Source organism: Pseudomonas sp. 5P_5.1_Bac1 (assembly GCF_025466015.1).
GTDB lineage: Bacteria > Pseudomonadota > Gammaproteobacteria > Pseudomonadales > Pseudomonadaceae > Aquipseudomonas.
The window spans coordinates 1-15,806 of sequence record NZ_JANLNX010000081.1 but is presented as its reverse complement, the minus strand read 5'-3'; the positions used below and the strand labels follow the sequence as shown (position 1 = coordinate 15,806).

Below are 15,806 nucleotides of genomic sequence, written 5' to 3'. Positions count from 1 at the left end.
ACCGCGAGGCCGCGCCACCGGGATCAAATTCGCCGTGCGGCGTAACGCTTGAGCATGCTCGGGACGTCGAGGATCAGCGCAATGCGCCCGTCACCGGTAATGGTCGCGCCCGACATGCCCGGGGTGCCCTGGAGCATCTTGCCCAGCGGCTTGATGACCACTTCTTCCTGGCCAACCAGTTGATCGACGACGAAGCCGATCCGCTGAGTGCCCACCGAAAGGATCACCACATGGCCTTCATGCTGCTCTTCATGAGCGGCAGAACTGACCAGCCAGCGTTTGAGGTAGAACAATGGCAACGCTTTGTCGCGGACGATCACCACTTCCTGGCCGTCGACCACGTTGGTGCGCGACAGGTCGAGGTGGAAGATCTCGTTGACGTTGACCAGCGGGAAGGCGAAGGCCTGGTTGCCCAGCATCACCATCAGGGTCGGCATGATCGCCAGGGTCAGCGGCACCTTGATGACGATCTTCGAACCCTGGCCCTTGGCCGAGTAGATGCTGATCGAGCCGTTGAGCTGGGCAATCTTGGTCTTCACCACGTCCATGCCGACGCCGCGGCCGGACACGTCGGAAATCTCGGTCTTGGTCGAGAAGCCCGGGGCGAAGATCAGGTTGTAGCAGTCCGACTCGCTCAGGCGGTCGGCCGCGTCCTTGTCCATCAGGCCCTTTTCCACGGCCTTGGCGCGCAGCACGCCAGGGTCCATGCCCTTGCCGTCGTCGGAGATCGAGAGAAGGATGTGGTCACCTTCCTGCTCGGCCGACAGCACCACCTTGCCACCGCGGGACTTGCCCGAGGCTTCGCGCTCTTCCGGCGTTTCGACACCATGGTCGACGGCGTTGCGCACCAAGTGGACCAGCGGGTCGGCCAGGGCCTCGACAAGGTTCTTGTCGAGGTCGGTTTCTTCGCCGACCAGCTCCAGGGTGATGTCTTTCTTCAACTGCCGCGCAAGGTCGCGAACCAGGCGCGGGAAGCGCCCGAAGACCTTCTTGATCGGCTGCATGCGGGTCTTCATGACCGCGGTCTGCAGGTCGGCAGTGACCACGTCGAGGTTCGACACGGCCTTGGACATGGCCTCGTCGCCGCTGTTCAGGCCCAGGCGGACCAGGCGGTTACGCACCAGTACCAGTTCGCCCACCATGTTCATGATTTCGTCCAGCCGCGCGGTATCGACCCGCACGGTGGTTTCCGTCTCGTTGGCCGGATGCTTGTCAGCGGCAGCAGGGGCAGCAGCCGGAGCGGCCTGACGTGCCGGCGCAGGCGCGGCAGGTTTGGCGGCAGCGGCAGGCGCGGCGGCAGCAGGTTTGGCTGCCGGCTTGGCGGCGACTGCAACGGCCGGCGCGGCGGCGCTCACGCTGTCAGGCACGAACTTGCCTTTGCCGTGCAACTCATCGAGCAGTGCTTCGAATTCGTGCTCGGTGATGTGGTCGCCCGAGCCACCGGCAGCCACGGCGGGCTCGCTGGCTTCTGGCGCGGCGGCCACGGCACCTGGCAATGCGTCTACGGCGAAGGAGCCCTTGCCATGGAGTTGGTCGAGCAGCGCTTCGAATTCGGCATCGGTGATTTCGTCGCTGGCGGCACCCGCCACTTCGGCGACCGGCGCTGACGCGGCGGCGCTTGGCAGGCTGTCGGCAGCGAACTGGCCTTTGCCGTGCAACTGGTCGAGCAGGGATTCGAACTCGGCGTCGGTGATTTCGTCGCTGGCAGCAGTCGCTTCGGCCTCTTCCTTGACCGCACCCAGCGAATCGAGCAGTTGCTCGAACTCACTGTCGGTGATATCACCGGAAACGGCGGCCACTTCAGGCGCCGCTTCGGCCACAGGCTCAGCCTCTGCCGGAGCAGCGGCACCGCCCGGCTCGGCCAGACGCGCCAGGGCGCCCAGCAGCTCAGGCGTGGCCGGGGTGACGTCGGTACGCTCGCGAACCTGACCGAACATGCTGTTGACGGTATCCAGTGCCTCCAGGACCACGTCCATCAGTTCGGAATCGACCCGACGCTCTCCCTTGCGCAGGATGTCGAATACGTTTTCGGCGATGTGGCAGCACTCCACCAGCTCATGGAGCTGGAGGAAGCCGGCGCCCCCTTTTACAGTGTGAAAACCGCGAAAGATCGCATTGAGCAGGTCGGAATCATCCGGGCGGCTTTCCAGCTCGACCAGTTGCTCGGACAGTTGCTCAAGAATTTCGCCGGCCTCTACCAGGAAATCCTGAAGGATTTCTTCATCGGCGCCGAAGCTCATCAAACGTGCTCCCTAAAAACCCAGGCTGGACAGCAGATCATCGACATCGTCCTGACCGGACACGACATCTTCACGTTTATCGGCATGAATTTGCGGTCCTTCACCCCGGGTCGGATGTTTATCTTGGTCTTGCTCGGCACGAAGCTGCTGGTGGTCATGTTCGATACCGGCGAAGCGGTCGACCTGACTGGCCATCAGTACGAGCTTGAGCAGATTGCTTTCGACTTCGGTGACCAACGAGGTCACCCGCTTGATCACCTGGCCGGTCAGGTCCTGATAGTCCTGTGCCAGGAGAATATCGTTGAGGTACCCGGTTACGGTGTGGGTACCCTCGGCGCTGCGCGCCAGAAACCTGTCGACACGCTGGACCAGCTCACGAAACTCCGGCGCCGCAACTTCGCGGCGCATGAAGCGCTGCCAGTCGTCGTGCAGTTCACGGGCTTCGTTGGTGAGATCGTGGAGCACGGGCGTACCCTGCTCGACCAGGTCCATCGTGCGGTTCGCCGCCGCCTCGGTCAGCTTGACCACATAGGACAAGCGCTCGGTGGCGTCGGTGATTTGCGAAACTTCCTCGGCCTGCGGCATGTGCGGATCGATCTGGAAACTGACGATCGCACTGTGCAGCTCTCGCGTGAGCTTGCCGACTTCCTGATACAGGCCGCGGTCACGGGTCTGGTTCAGCTGATGGATCAGTTGCACCGCGTCGCCGAAATTGCCTCGTTCGAGGCTTTTCACCAGCTCCTGGGCGTGTTTCTTCAGCGTCGACTCAAAGTCGTCCAAAGATGAATGTTTATGCTCCATAGCGCCCCCGTGCGTACATCAGCTATTGACGCGCTCGAAGATCTTCTCGATTTTTTCTTTCAGCACCTGGGCAGTGAAAGGCTTGACCACATAGCCGTTAACGCCGGCCTGGGCAGCTTCGATGATCTGTTCGCGCTTGGCTTCGGCGGTCACCATCAGCACAGGCAAGTGTTTCAGACGCTCGTCCGCGCGGACTTTGCGCAGCAGGTCAATACCGGACATGCCAGGCATGTTCCAGTCGGTCACCAGGAAGTCGAAGTTGTTGCTTTCGAGCATGGGCAGCGCGGTGTTGCCGTCGTCGGCCTCATGCGTGTTGGTGAAGCCCAGGTCACGCAACAGGTTCTTGATGATCCGCCGCATCGTCGAAAAATCGTCAACGATGAGGATTTTCATTTCTTTGTTCAATTAGACCTCCAAGCAGTCTTTAACGCGCTCAGCGCTGAACGCGCGTTCAATCAATTCCGGCACCACGGTATTACGACTGCATCGAAGCTGTGCTCAACGCGCCCGCCATTCCCCCAGCCGGCTGCGCAGACGCGCCGCACACTGGCTATGCAACTGGCTGACGCGCGACTCGCTGACCCCCAGGACCTCACCGATTTCCTTGAGGTTCAGCTCTTCGTCGTAGTACAGCGCCAACACCAGGCGTTCACGTTCAGGCAGGTTGGCGATGGCATCGGCCAAGGCTGCCTGAAAGCGCTCGTCTTCCAGATCGCGCGAAGGCTCGAGCTGGGCACTGGCACCGTCCTCGTGCAGGCCTTCATGTTCGCCGTCCTGCAACAGGTCGTCGAAACTGAACAGGCGGCTGCCCAAGGTATCGTTCAAAATCCCGTAGTAATCATCGAGACTCAATTGAAGTTCGGCAGCAACCTCGTGATCTTTAGCGTCACGACCGGTTTTTGCCTCAATTGCACGAATCGCGTCGCTTACCATGCGGGTATTGCGGTGTACCGAACGCGGCGCCCAGTCACCCTTGCGTACTTCATCGAGCATGGCGCCGCGGATGCGGATGCCAGCGTAGGTCTCGAAACTGGCGCCCTTGCTCGAATCGTATTTGTTGGAGACTTCGAGCAGGCCGATCATCCCGGCCTGGATCAGGTCTTCCACCTGCACACTGGCCGGCAACCGCGCCAGCAGGTGGTAGGCGATACGCTTGACCAACGGCGCATAACGCTCGATCAGTTCGTACTGGGCGTCACGCGAGGCCTTGCTGTACATCCGATAACCGCTCGCGCTCATAGCACAGGACCCGCGCTGGTAGGCTGCACCAGACGCTCGACAAAGAACTCCAGGTGCCCGCGCGGGTTGGCTGGCAGCGGCCAGCTATCGACCTTCTGGGCGATCGCCTTGAACGCCAGCGCGCACTTGGAACGCGGAAAGGCTTCATAGACCGCTCGCTGCTTCTGCACAGCCTTGCGCACACACTCGTCGTAGGGCACGGCCCCGACGTATTGTAGGGCCACATCCAGGAAGCGATCCGTGACCTTGGTCAACTTGGCGAACAGATTGCGACCTTCCTGCGGGCTCTGCGCCATGTTCGCCAGAACGCGGAAACGGTTCATGCCGTAATCACGGTTGAGCAGCTTGATCAGGGCGTAGGCGTCGGTGATCGAAGTCGGCTCGTCGCAGACCACCAGGAGTACTTCCTGGGCGGCGCGGACAAAGCTGACCACCGACTCGCCAATCCCCGCAGCGGTGTCGATCACCAGCACGTCGAGGTTGTCGCCGATCTCGCTGAATGCCTGGATCAGGCCGGCGTGCTGGGCAGGCCCCAGGTGCACCATGCTCTGGGTACCGGAAGCGGCCGGCACGATGCGCACGCCGCCAGGCCCTTGCAGGAGCACATCGCGCAGCTCGCAGCGGCCTTCGATGACATCAGCCAGGGTGCGTTTGGGGGTGAGCCCGAGCAGTACGTCGACATTGGCCAGGCCAAGGTCGGCGTCCAACAGCATGACGCGACGGCCGAGTTCGGCCAGCGCCAGCGACAGATTCACTGACACGTTGGTCTTGCCGACGCCACCTTTGCCGCCGGTCACGGCGATCACCTGTACGGGATGCATGCTACCCATATTTGTTCTTTACCTTGTCTTGCTTAGACCGAGGCCACATGACTGGCTGCCCCTGGAACAACTGAAAAATGCCCGGCAGACCCTGTGATGTAGGTACTTTGCAACTGAAACATATCCACCTCAGCCGACGCGTTTGCCGTCACTGTGGTACAGGTCGGCGAACATATCGGCCATGGCCTCCTCGCTCGGCTCGTCCTGCATCTGCACACTGACCGCGCGGCTCACCAACTGGTGACGGCGCGGCAGGTGCAGGTCGTCAGGAATGCGCGGGCCATCGGTGAGATAGGCCACTGGCAATTCGTGACTGATGGCCAGGCTCAGGACTTCGCCCAAGCTGGCGGTTTCATCGAGTTTGGTCAGGATGCAACCGGCCAGGCCGCAGCGTTTGTAGCTGTGGTAGGCGGCGGTCAGCACCTGCTTCTGGCTGGTCGTTGCCAGCACCAGATAGTTCCGGGCGTGGATACCGCGCCCGGCCAGTGTTTCAAGCTGCATGCGCAGGGCCGGATCGCTGGCCTGCAGGCCGGCGGTATCGATCAGCACCACGCGCTTGCGCAGCAACGGTTCCAGCGCCTGGGCCAGCGACTGGCCAGGATCGACGTGGGTTACCGAAACGTTGAGGATGCGCCCGAGCGTCTTGAGCTGCTCCTGGGCACCAATACGGAAACTGTCCATGCTGACCAGCGCCAGGTTCTGCGCGCCGTACTTGAGCACGTAACGCGCAGCCAGCTTGGCCAGGGTGGTGGTCTTGCCCATGCCGGCCGGGCCGACCATGGCAATCACCCCGCCCTCTTCGATCGGCTCGACTTCCGGCACATGGATCATGCGCGCCAGGTGAGCGAGCAGCATCCGCCAGCCGTGGCGCGGGTCTTCGATATCGACGGTCAGGTTGAGCAGGTCGCGCGACAGCGGGCCGGACAGACCGATCCGCTGCAGACGGCGCCAGAGGTTGGCCTGGTGCGGCTTGCTGCCTTGCAGTTGGGTCCAGGCCAGCGAGCCGAGCTGGACTTCCAGCAGTTCGCGCAGGCCGGACAGTTCGGAACGCATCGTGTCGAACAGGCGCTGATCGATCGGCGCGGCGACCGGTGCGACAGGCGCCGGTGGCAGCTCTGCGGCGCGGGACTCGACCAGCGGCTCGGAGGCAGTCAGCGGCAGGCCGGCGAACAACTGGCGGTTGCCCGTGTCGCTTTCGTTGCGGGTGGTCAGCTCGGCCTGGGCGGTAGCGATGCGCGATTGGGTCTTGCGCAGTTCGTCTTCCAGCTCGACGTTCGGCACCCGCGGCGACAGGGCAGACAGCTTGTAGTCCAGCGCAGCCGTCAGCTCGACACCGCCAGCAATCCGTCGGTTGCCGATGATGGCGGCATCAGCCCCCAGCTCATCACGAACCAGCTTCATGGCTTGACGCATATCGGCGGCGAAAAAACGCTTAACTTGCATAACCCACTACCTCAGCCGTTGGGGCCTACTGTGGCAACGATGGTGACTTGCTTGTTGTCAGGTATTTCCTGATACGCCAAAACATGCAAATTCGGTACAGCCAGGCGACCGAAGCGCGACAGCATGGCCCGGATCGGTCCCGCAACCAGCAGGATGGCCGGCTGCCCCTGCATCTCCTGACGCTGGGCTGCCTCGATCAACGAACGCTGAAGCTTTTCAGCCATGCTTGGCTCAAGAAGAACACCGTCTTCCTGACCTTGCCCGGCCCTTTGCAGACTATTGAGCAAAATCTGTTCCAACCTTGGTTCAAGGGTGATCACAGGAAGCTCGGACTCAGTCCCGACAATGCTTTGCACGATAGCGCGACACAATCCGACGCGGACTGCGGCGACCAATGCGGCGGTATCTTGACTCTTGCTGGCGTTGTTCGCGATTGCCTCGGCGATCGTACGGATATCCCTGACAGGAACCTGTTCCGAGAGCAGCGCCTGCAGCACCTTGAGCAGCCCCGACAACGGCAGCACGCCGGGCACGATTTCCTCGGCCAGTTTCGGCGACCCCTTGGCCAGCACCTGCAGCAGTTGCTGGACTTCTTCGTGGCCGATCAGCTCATGGCAGTGCTTGTAGAGAATCTGGTTGAGGTGGGTGGCGACCACGGTACTGGCGTCCACCACGGTGTAGCCCAGCGACTGCGCCTGACCGCGCTGGCTGACGTCGATCCACACCGCCTCCAGGCCGAACGCCGGGTCGCGCGCGGCGATACCGTTGAGGGTGCCGAACACCTGCCCCGGGTTGATCGCCATTTCCCGCTCCGGGTAAATCTCCGCCTCGGCCAGGATCACCCCCATCAGGGTAAGGCGATAGGTGCTGGGCGCCAGGTCGAGGTTGTCGCGGATGTGCACGGTGGGCATGAGGAAGCCCAGGTCCTGGGACAGCTTCTTGCGCACACCCTTGATCCGCGCCAGCAATTGCCCGCCCTGGTTGCGGTCCACCAGCGGAATCAGCCGGTAACCCACTTCCAGGCCGATCATGTCGATCGGGGTCACGTCGTCCCAGCCCAGCTCCTTGGTGTCGGCGGCGCGCTGTGGCGACGGCAGCAGGTCTTGCTGACGCTGGACTTCCTGGGCGGCCTTGACCTTGACCTGGTTCTGCTTCTTCCACACCAGGTAGGCGCCACCACCGGCCATGACGCCGAGGCTGAGGAAGGCCACGTGCGGCATGCCCGGCACCAGGCCCATGACGATCATGATCGCGGCGGACACCGCCAGCGCCTTCGGCGAATCGAACATCTGCCGGTTGATCTGCTTGCCCATGTCTTCCGAACCGGAAGCACGGGTCACCATGATTGCCGCGGCGGTGGACAGCAGCAGCGATGGCAATTGCGCCACCAAACCGTCACCGATGGTCAGCAGGGCGTAGACCCTGCCGGCGTCGCCGAAGGTCATGCCGTGCTGGACCATACCGATGGCCATGCCGCCGATCAGGTTGATGAACAGGATCAGCAGGCCGGCGATGGCGTCACCGCGGACGAACTTGCTCGCACCGTCCATGGAGCCGTAGAACTCGGCTTCCTGGGCCACTTCGGCACGGCGGGACTTGGCCTGGTTCTGGTCGATCAGGCCGGCGTTGAGGTCGGCGTCGATGGCCATCTGCTTGCCGGGCATCGCATCGAGGGTGAACCGCGCGCTCACCTCGGAGATACGGCCGGCACCCTTGGTCACCACGACGAAGTTGATGATCATCAGGATCGCGAAGACCACGATACCGACCACGTAGTTGCCGCCGATGACCACATCACCGAAGGCCTGGATCACCTTACCGGCGGCGGCGTGGCCGTCATGACCGTGGAGCAGCACGACCCGGGTGGACGCCACGTTCAGCGCCAGACGCAGCAACGTCGCCACCAGCAGAATGGTCGGAAACGCGGCGAAATCCAGCGGGCGCAGGGCGTACACGCAAACCAGCAGGACGACGATGGACAACGCGATGTTGAAGGTGAAGAACACGTCGAGCAGGAACGGCGGGATCGGCAACATCATCATTGCCAGCATGATCAGCAGCAGCACCGGCACCCCGAGGTTGCCCTTGCCCAGGCCGCTGAGATTGCTCCGCGCGCTGTTGATTAACTGAGTGCGATCCACCGGTTGTCCTCATCAAGCAAACTTTTGACGCCACGGGGGCGCTTGGCGCTGCTCATTGCAAGAACCTTTCCAACTTTGCAGGGGGTGGTGTCCTGTTGGGCCTCATCGCTGCGGTTCGGCCGGGAAGGACAACAGAAAATCAGGAATCGCGCCGCAAATCCGGCGGAATAGGCAGATCCTTGAGCGGTTCCGGCGGTTTGCCCTTGCCCGCCTGGTGCTGGCGGATCTGATAGACGTAGGCCAGCACCTGGGCCACCGCCAGGTAAAGCCCGGCGGGAATCTCTTCTTCCAGCTCCGTGGAGTAGTAGATCGACCGCGCCAGCGCCGGCGATTCCAGCAACTGGATGTTGTGCTGCACCGCGATCTCGCGGATTTTCAGGGCGATGAAGTCAGTGCCCTTGGCCAGCAACAGCGGCGCCGAACCCTTGTCCGGGTCGTATTTGAGCGCCACGGCGTAGTGGGTCGGGTTGGTGATGATCACGTCGGCCTCGGGCACGGCGGCCATCATCCGGCGCTGCGACATCTCGCGCTGGACCTGACGAATACGCTGCTTGACCTCAGGCTTGCCCTCGGTGTCCTTGTATTCGTCGCGCACTTCCTGCTTGGTCATCATCAGCTTCTGCTTCGCCTGCCAAAGCTGGATCGGCACATCCACCGCCGCGATCAGCAGCAGCCCGCAGGCCATCCACAGGGCGCTCCAACCCACCACCTGAACGCTGTGGATAATCGCCTGGTCCAGCGGCTCATTGGCGATCGCCAGCAGGTCATCGCGGTCCGAGGACAACACCGCCAGCGCCACCAACAGGATCACGAAGAACTTGGCCAGGGCCTTGAGCAACTCGGCCAGCGAGTGCATGGAGAACATCCGCTTGATCCCCGCCAGCGGGTTCATCCGGCTGAACTTGGGCGCCATGGTCCCGGCGGCGAACAGCCAGCCGCCGAGGGCGATCGGCCCGAGCAAGGCGGCCAGCAGCAGCACCAGCAGCACCGGCTGGGTCGCGAGGATCGCCAGCTTGCCCGACGCCAGCAGGAAGATGCCCATGTAGCGCTCGTCCATCAGCACTTCCCGGGACAGGCTGAAATTGCTGCGCATGATTTCCATCAGCGCCTCGGCCAGGTAACCGCCGAACGACAGCAGCCCGCCCGCCCCGGCGAGCATCACCGCCACGGTGTTCAGCTCTTTGGAACGGGCAATCTCGCCCTTCTCCCGCGAGTCGTTCTTGCGCTTCTCGGTGGGGTCTTCTGTTTTGTCCTGACCGCTTTCGCTCTCTGCCATGCTCAGCGCGCCCGTGCCAGTTCACGCAGCCATTGCAGCGCCTCGGACGCCATTGACTGGTAGTGGGAAAGGATATCGGCCAGGCCGATCCAGAAAATCGCCATGCCCAGCACCAGGGTCATGGGAAAACCGATGGAGAAGATGTTCAGTTGCGGCGCGGCGCGGGTCATTACACCGAAGGCGATGTTGATCACCAGCAGCGCGGTGATCGCCGGCAGCACCAGCAACAGCGCCGCACCCAGCACCCAGCCGAGGCGACCGGCCATGTCCCAGAAGTGATTGACCACCAGGCCGCCGCCCACGGGCAGCGTGGTGAAACTTTCGGTGAGGATTTCCAGCACCACCAGGTGCCCGTTCATCGCCAGGAACAGCAAGGTCACCAGCATGGTCAGGAACTGGCTGATCACCGTGGTGTTGACGCCGTTGGCCGGGTCGACCATGGAGGCGAACGCCAGGCCCATCTGGATCGCGACGACCTGACCGGCGATCACGAACGCCTGGAAAAGCAGTTGCAGGGCCAGCCCGAACAGCGCGCCGATGATGATCTGCTCGGCGATCAGCAGCAGCGCGCTGAGGTCGAGCGCCTGCACCGGCGGCATCGGCGGCAGGGCCGGGGCGATGACCACGGTAATGGCCACGGCGAAATACAGGCGCACCCGCGTCGGCACCAGCGTGGTGCCGAACACCGGCATGGTCATCAGCACCGCCGCCACACGGAACAGCGGCAGCATGAAGCTGGCCACCCATGTGGCGATCTGCGTGTCCGTCAGTTCGAGCACGGGCCGCTCAGCCGATCAACTGCGGGATGCTGCCGTACAACGACAGGATGTATTCCATGAACTTCTGCACCAGCCACGGCCCGGCGACGATCAGGGTGGTCAGCATCACCAGCAGGCGCGGCAGGAAGCTCAGGGTCTGTTCGTTGATCTGGGTGGCGGCCTGGAACATCGCCACCAGGAGGCCCACCACCAGGCTCGGGATGACCAGCACGGCGACCATCAGGGTGGTCAGCCACAGCGCATCGCGGAACAGGTCGACAGCGACTTCAGGGGTCATGTTCTTCTCCAGTGCCTGCGGGGGCTATACGCCGCCGAAGCTGCCCGCCAGGGTGCCGATGATCAGCGCCCAGCCGTCCACCAGCACGAACAGCATGAGCTTGAACGGCAGGGAAATGATCAACGGCGACAGCATCATCATGCCCATGGCCATCAGCACACTGGCCACCACCAGGTCGATGATCAGGAACGGGATGAAGATCATGAAGCCGATCTGAAACGCGGTCTTCAGCTCCGAGGTCACGAACGCCGGGACCATGATGGTCAGCGGCACCTGCTCGGGACTGGCGATATCGGTGCGCTTGGACAGGCGCATGAACAGGTCGAGGTCGCTCTGCCGGGTCTGCGCGAGCATGAAGTCCTTGAGCGGCACCTGGGCCTTTTCGATGGCCTGCGGTGCGGTCAGGGTTTCGGCCAGGTACGGCTGCAGGGCGTCCTTGTTCACCCGGTCGAACACCGGGGCCATGATGAACATGGTCAGGAACAGCGTCAGGCCGATGAGAATCTGGTTCGATGGCGTCTGCTGCAGGCCCAGGGCCTGACGCAGGATCGAGAAGACAATGATGATCCGGGTGAAGCTGGTCATCAGGATGACGAACGCCGGGATGAAGCTCAGCGCCGTCATGATCAGCAGGATCTGCAGGCTGACCGAGTACTCCTGCTGGCCGTTGGCCCCGTTGGACAGGGTGATCGCCGAGATCGACAGCGGATCGGCCGCCATCGCCAGCGGCGCTGCCAGCAGCAACAGCAGCGTCAACATCATTCGCAATGGGGCCATTACGGCTTGTCCTTCTGATCCTTGCCCAACAACTCCATCAGGCGCTGGGCGAATTCTGGCGTGGTCGGGCGGGCGTTGGCCGGCGCCGCGACGGGCTCGTTCATCACATGCAGGGTGGTCAGACTGCCGGGGCTGTGGCCGATGAGCACCTGCTCATTGCCCACCTGCACCAGCAGCAGGCGGTCACGCGGACCGACCTGACGACTGCCAATCACCTGGATCACCTGATTGGCGGCCGGCGCGGCGTTCTGCATGCGGCGCAACAGCCAGGCGAGGAAGAAAATCAGCCCCAGCACCAACAGCAGGCCGAGCACCAGTTGCGTCAGTTGCCCCGCCACGCTACCAGTGGCGGCTGGAACCGCCACGGTCGCAGCCGGCGTGGCGCCAACCTGCGCAGCGCTGACCAGCGGCAGCCAGAGCAGGCCGGCCGCGGCCACTCCCAAGGAGAAGAGCCGTTTCACTCAGCGCAGCTTCTTGATGCGTTCGCTCGGGCTGATCACGTCAGTCAGGCGGATGCCGAACTTCTCGTTGACCACCACCACCTCGCCATGGGCGATCAGCGTGCCGTTGACCAGCACGTCCAGCGGCTCACCGGCCAGGCGGTCGAGTTCGATCACCGAGCCCTGGTTGAGCTGCAGCAGGTTGCGGATGTTGATCTCGGTGCTGCCGACTTCCATGGAGATGTTCACCGGAATATCCAGGATCACGTCCAGGTTCGGCCCTTCCAGGCTGACCGCCTCGTTGGAACGCGGCGAACTGCCGAACTCTTCCATCGGCAGGCGGCTCGCGCCGCCAGATGCGCCGCCACCCGCCATCAGGGCGTCGATGTCGGACTGGCCATCACCGGTTTCACTCAGGGCTGCCGCCCACTCATCGGCCAGAGCCTGCTCTTCCAGGGAAGTAATATCGTTTTCGTCAGCCATCTTGTCCTCGACGGGCAATCAAATCGGTTAATGAAGGGTCGGCGCTCAGCGTCGACCGATCGGCTCGCGGATCTGCAGAGCCAGGGTACCTTTGTGCGAACCCAGCCGAGCCTTGAACGATGGCACGCCGTTGGCGCGCACGATCAGGTCTTCCGGCAGTTCCACGGGAATCACGTCGCCCGGTTGCATGTGCAGGATGTCGCGCAGTTTCAGTTGGCGGCGGGCCACGGTGGCGCTGAGCGGCACGCTGACGTCCAGCACGTCTTCGCGCAGAGCCTTGACCCAACGCTCGTCCTGGTCGTCCAGGTCGGACTGGAAGCCGGCATCGAGCATTTCCCGCACCGGCTCGATCATCGAATACGGCATGGTCACGTGCAGGTCGCCGCCGCCGCCGTCGAGTTCGATATGGAAGGTCGACACCACCACCGCCTCGCTCGGGCCGACGATGTTGGCCATGGCCGGGTTGACCTCGGAGTTTATGTACTCGAAGTTGACCGGCATGATTGCCTGCCAGGCTTCCTTCAGATCGACGAAGGCCTGTTCCAGCACCATGCGCACCACCCGCAGCTCGGTCGGGGTGAATTCGCGGCCTTCGATCTTGGCGTGACGGCCGTCACCGCCGAAGAAGTTGTCCACCAGCTTGAACACCAGCTTGGCGTCGAGGATGAACAGCGAGGTGCCGCGCAGCGGCTTGATCTTGACCAGGTTGAGGCTGGTGGGGACGTACAGCGAATGCACGTACTCGCCGAACTTCATCACCTGCACCCCGCCCACCGCCACGTCGGCGGAGCGGCGCAGCAAGTTGAACATGCTGACGCGGGTGTAACGGGCGAACCGTTCGTTGATCATTTCCAGGGTCGGCATGCGACCACGGACGATCCGGTCCTGGCTCGTCAGGTCGTAACTCTTGACGCTACCGGGTTCGGCACTGGCTTCGGTTTGCACCAGTCCATCGTCGACCCCGTGCAACAGGGCATCGATTTCATCCTGGGACAGCAGGTCCTGCACGGCCATCTTCGGCTCCTACTGCAATACGAAATTGGTGAACAGCAACTGGTCCACGACCAGCTTGCCGACTTCCTTCTGGGCCACTTCCTGAACGCTGGCGGTCGCCTTCTGGCGCAGCATCTCCTGGCCGACCGGAGTCGCCAGCGATTCGAACGCCTGACCGGAGAACAGCATGACCAGGTTGTTGCGGATCACCGGCATGTGCACTTTCAGGGCATCCAGCGCAGCCTGATCGCGCGCCTGCATGGTGATGCTCACCTGCATGTAGCGCTGACGGCCGTTCTGGTTGAAGTTGACGACGAAGGCCGGCGCCATGCTTTCGTAGATGGCCGCCTGCTTGACGTTGGCGGCCGCTGCGGCGGCGGCCGGATCGACTTCCGGCTTGCTGTCGGACTTGTGCAGGAAGAACCAGGTCGCGCCCACCGAGAGACCGATCGCCAGCACCAGGGCCAGCACCAACAACAGGATCAGCTTGAGTTTGCCTTTTGCGGCGGGGTCTTTTACTGCTTCGCTCTTCGCCATGCCAATAATCCGTCACTCACAGGAGGTTTGTTCCACTATGGCGAGTGGGCGAGCAAGTGTTATGCCAGATTCGGGACCACGCTTCGCGGCAAGATCACCCGACGATCCCGACCGCGCCAACACGGCACTGACGGGACCGTCGCGAGGCGGTCAGGCGAAGTAATCCACCGTGCTGGAACCGACCACCACCTGCGACTCCACGGCCGCGGTGGCAGCGGCAACATCGGTGTCCGCGCCGTCGGCATTGCGGCGGGCTGCCACGCCACTCATCTTCGGCGTGTCATCCTGGCGGCCGTTCTGCTGCTCGCGGGATTGATCGGCAACGTTGACGTCCGGCTGGGCCAGGCCCTGCTGGTTGAACAGCTCGCGCAGACGGTGCACTTGGCCTTCGAGGGCATCGCGCACCCCGGCGTGCCCACTGGTGAAGGTGATCTGCGCCGCCTGGTCCGACGCCAGGTTGACGCGGATATCGAGGCGACCGAGCTCGGCAGGTTCAAGCTGGATATCCGCCGACTTGAGGCTCTGGCTGGAGAGGTACATGACCCGGTTGACCAGGCCCTCGGTCCAGCCGCCCTGGTTCATGGCCAGCGGCTGGTGCAGCGGCGCGGGCGCCACGGCATTGGCGGTCTTCGGTGTCGCGGCCTGGGTCAGGGAGGCCAGGCGGTTGGCGAAGTCGTCGACACGGGTGTCGCTGCTCGCGCCCTTGAGGTCTTTAAGGCCATCGTCGATCAGCCCGGCAAAGGCTTTCTCGCCGCCTTCGGACTTCCCGCCCTCGGCCTCGCCCGGGTCAAGCATCTGCGCCAGTGTATTGACGGCTGGCTGACCAGACGCGGTCTCCGGCTGAGCGTTGGGTTTGGCGGCATGGGTAGAGGTCGTGCCTTGGGCCTGGGCATTCTGCTCCAGGGCCAGACGCAGCACCGGCAGGTCGGCCAGGGGATCGCTGTCGGGATCGAATGCGTCTTCCGCCGGCGTGGCCGGCAGTGCCGCGGCAGGCTGCTGAGCAGCAGCCTGGATCACCGGGGCCATGGTCTGAGCCTGCGCCTGCAACAACTGCGCGCCCTGCGGTGCGTCGGTGAGTTGCCCGGCCACCAGATTGGCGTCCAGCGACTGGCCATCGGCGCTCGCGGTGTCGGCGGCGCCGTCGACCTTGTCCGCGCTCTGCGCCTGAGTGTCCTTGTCGTCAGGCAAATCGTTGCCGCTATCGGCAACCTTGCCGTTGTCCTTGTCGTCAGCCTTGCCGGTGTTTGCCGCCGGCTTGTCGACGCCATCGCGGTCGCGAACGGGCGCGTCAGCCTTGACGTCGACCTTGTCCCGCGAGTGCTGCGCATAGACCTTGGAGAAGTCCGGGCCCTTGTCGTTGAGGGCTTGCGAGGCCTTGTCCAGGTTGCTGGCCTGGGCGCGTGCGGTTTTGGCCGCGACACCGGTTTGCAGCAATGGGTTTGAAGCGACGGGCATGAAAAAGGTCTCCGCTACAGAAGCTCGTCATCACGAATAGCGAAGCCTACGCAAAAGTCGCGCCCCGGTTGCCCACCGGGGGCGGCCTCCACGGGGCCGCCCCC

General features: G+C 63.3%; 16 protein-coding genes. All 16 read right to left on the bottom strand.

Annotated elements, in window-relative coordinates:
- Window positions 1–23: 23 nt before the first annotated feature.
- Window positions 24–2,240, bottom strand: a complete 2,217-nt coding sequence (locus NTD82_RS16465) for a chemotaxis protein CheA (protein ID WP_262129478.1) — start codon at window positions 2,238–2,240, stop codon at window positions 24–26.
- Between the two features lie 12 nt (window positions 2,241–2,252).
- Window positions 2,253–3,041, bottom strand: a complete 789-nt coding sequence (locus NTD82_RS16460; RefSeq protein ID WP_095156980.1) for a protein phosphatase CheZ — start codon at window positions 3,039–3,041, stop codon at window positions 2,253–2,255.
- An 18-nt stretch (window positions 3,042–3,059) separates the two neighbouring features.
- The gene (locus tag NTD82_RS16455) at window positions 3,060–3,434 is read right to left on the bottom strand and encodes a chemotaxis response regulator CheY (protein ID WP_177431531.1); all 375 of its coding nucleotides are present in this window, start codon (window positions 3,432–3,434) and stop codon (window positions 3,060–3,062) included.
- Between the two features lie 105 nt (window positions 3,435–3,539).
- The gene (gene fliA, locus NTD82_RS16450; protein WP_095156978.1) at window positions 3,540–4,280 is read right to left on the bottom strand and encodes an RNA polymerase sigma factor FliA; all 741 of its coding nucleotides are present in this window, start codon (window positions 4,278–4,280) and stop codon (window positions 3,540–3,542) included.
- Window positions 4,277–5,110 carry a flagellar synthesis regulator FleN gene (gene fleN / locus NTD82_RS16445; RefSeq protein WP_095156977.1) on the bottom strand — a complete coding sequence of 278 codons (834 nt, stop codon included), beginning with the start codon at window positions 5,108–5,110 and terminating at the stop codon, window positions 4,277–4,279. The genes fliA and fleN overlap by 4 nt, the downstream gene beginning before the upstream one ends.
- 120 nt (window positions 5,111–5,230) lie before the next feature.
- Entirely contained in the window at window positions 5,231–6,544 is a 1,314-nt protein-coding gene (gene flhF / locus NTD82_RS16440; protein WP_095156976.1) for a flagellar biosynthesis protein FlhF, read from the bottom strand.
- An 11-nt stretch (window positions 6,545–6,555) separates the two neighbouring features.
- A complete protein-coding gene (gene flhA / locus NTD82_RS16435) occupies window positions 6,556–8,685 on the bottom strand; it encodes a flagellar biosynthesis protein FlhA (protein WP_095156975.1) in 2,130 nt (709 codons plus the stop codon).
- A gap of 139 nt (window positions 8,686–8,824) precedes the next feature.
- Complete coding sequence (gene flhB / locus NTD82_RS16430) at window positions 8,825–9,961, bottom strand: flagellar biosynthesis protein FlhB (protein ID WP_175651536.1); 1,137 nt, start codon at window positions 9,959–9,961, stop codon at window positions 8,825–8,827.
- A 2-nt stretch (window positions 9,962–9,963) separates the two neighbouring features.
- A complete protein-coding gene (fliR, locus tag NTD82_RS16425) occupies window positions 9,964–10,692 on the bottom strand; it encodes a flagellar biosynthetic protein FliR (protein WP_256587797.1) in 729 nt (242 codons plus the stop codon).
- A gap of 55 nt (window positions 10,693–10,747) precedes the next feature.
- Window positions 10,748–11,017 (bottom strand): flagellar biosynthesis protein FliQ, encoded by a 270-nt coding sequence (gene fliQ, locus NTD82_RS16420; protein ID WP_262129477.1) that lies wholly within the window; start codon window positions 11,015–11,017, stop codon window positions 10,748–10,750.
- A 24-nt stretch (window positions 11,018–11,041) separates the two neighbouring features.
- Window positions 11,042–11,794, bottom strand: coding sequence for a flagellar type III secretion system pore protein FliP (gene fliP, locus NTD82_RS16415; RefSeq protein WP_095156971.1), 753 nt, complete (start codon window positions 11,792–11,794; stop codon window positions 11,042–11,044).
- Window positions 11,794–12,255, bottom strand: coding sequence for a flagellar biosynthetic protein FliO (fliO, locus tag NTD82_RS16410; RefSeq protein ID WP_095156970.1), 462 nt, complete (start codon window positions 12,253–12,255; stop codon window positions 11,794–11,796). The genes fliP and fliO overlap by 1 nt, the downstream gene beginning before the upstream one ends.
- A complete protein-coding gene (fliN, locus tag NTD82_RS16405; protein ID WP_095156969.1) occupies window positions 12,256–12,717 on the bottom strand; it encodes a flagellar motor switch protein FliN in 462 nt (153 codons plus the stop codon).
- A gap of 45 nt (window positions 12,718–12,762) precedes the next feature.
- On the bottom strand, window positions 12,763–13,731 hold the full coding sequence (gene fliM, locus NTD82_RS16400; RefSeq protein ID WP_095156968.1) for a flagellar motor switch protein FliM: 969 nt from the start codon (window positions 13,729–13,731) through the stop codon (window positions 12,763–12,765).
- A gap of 9 nt (window positions 13,732–13,740) precedes the next feature.
- Window positions 13,741–14,247 carry a flagellar basal body-associated protein FliL gene (fliL, locus tag NTD82_RS16395; RefSeq protein ID WP_110969432.1) on the bottom strand — a complete coding sequence of 169 codons (507 nt, stop codon included), beginning with the start codon at window positions 14,245–14,247 and terminating at the stop codon, window positions 13,741–13,743.
- 150 nt (window positions 14,248–14,397) lie between these two features.
- A complete protein-coding gene (locus NTD82_RS16390) occupies window positions 14,398–15,702 on the bottom strand; it encodes a flagellar hook-length control protein FliK (protein WP_262129475.1) in 1,305 nt (434 codons plus the stop codon).
- Window positions 15,703–15,806: the final 104 nt, after the last annotated feature.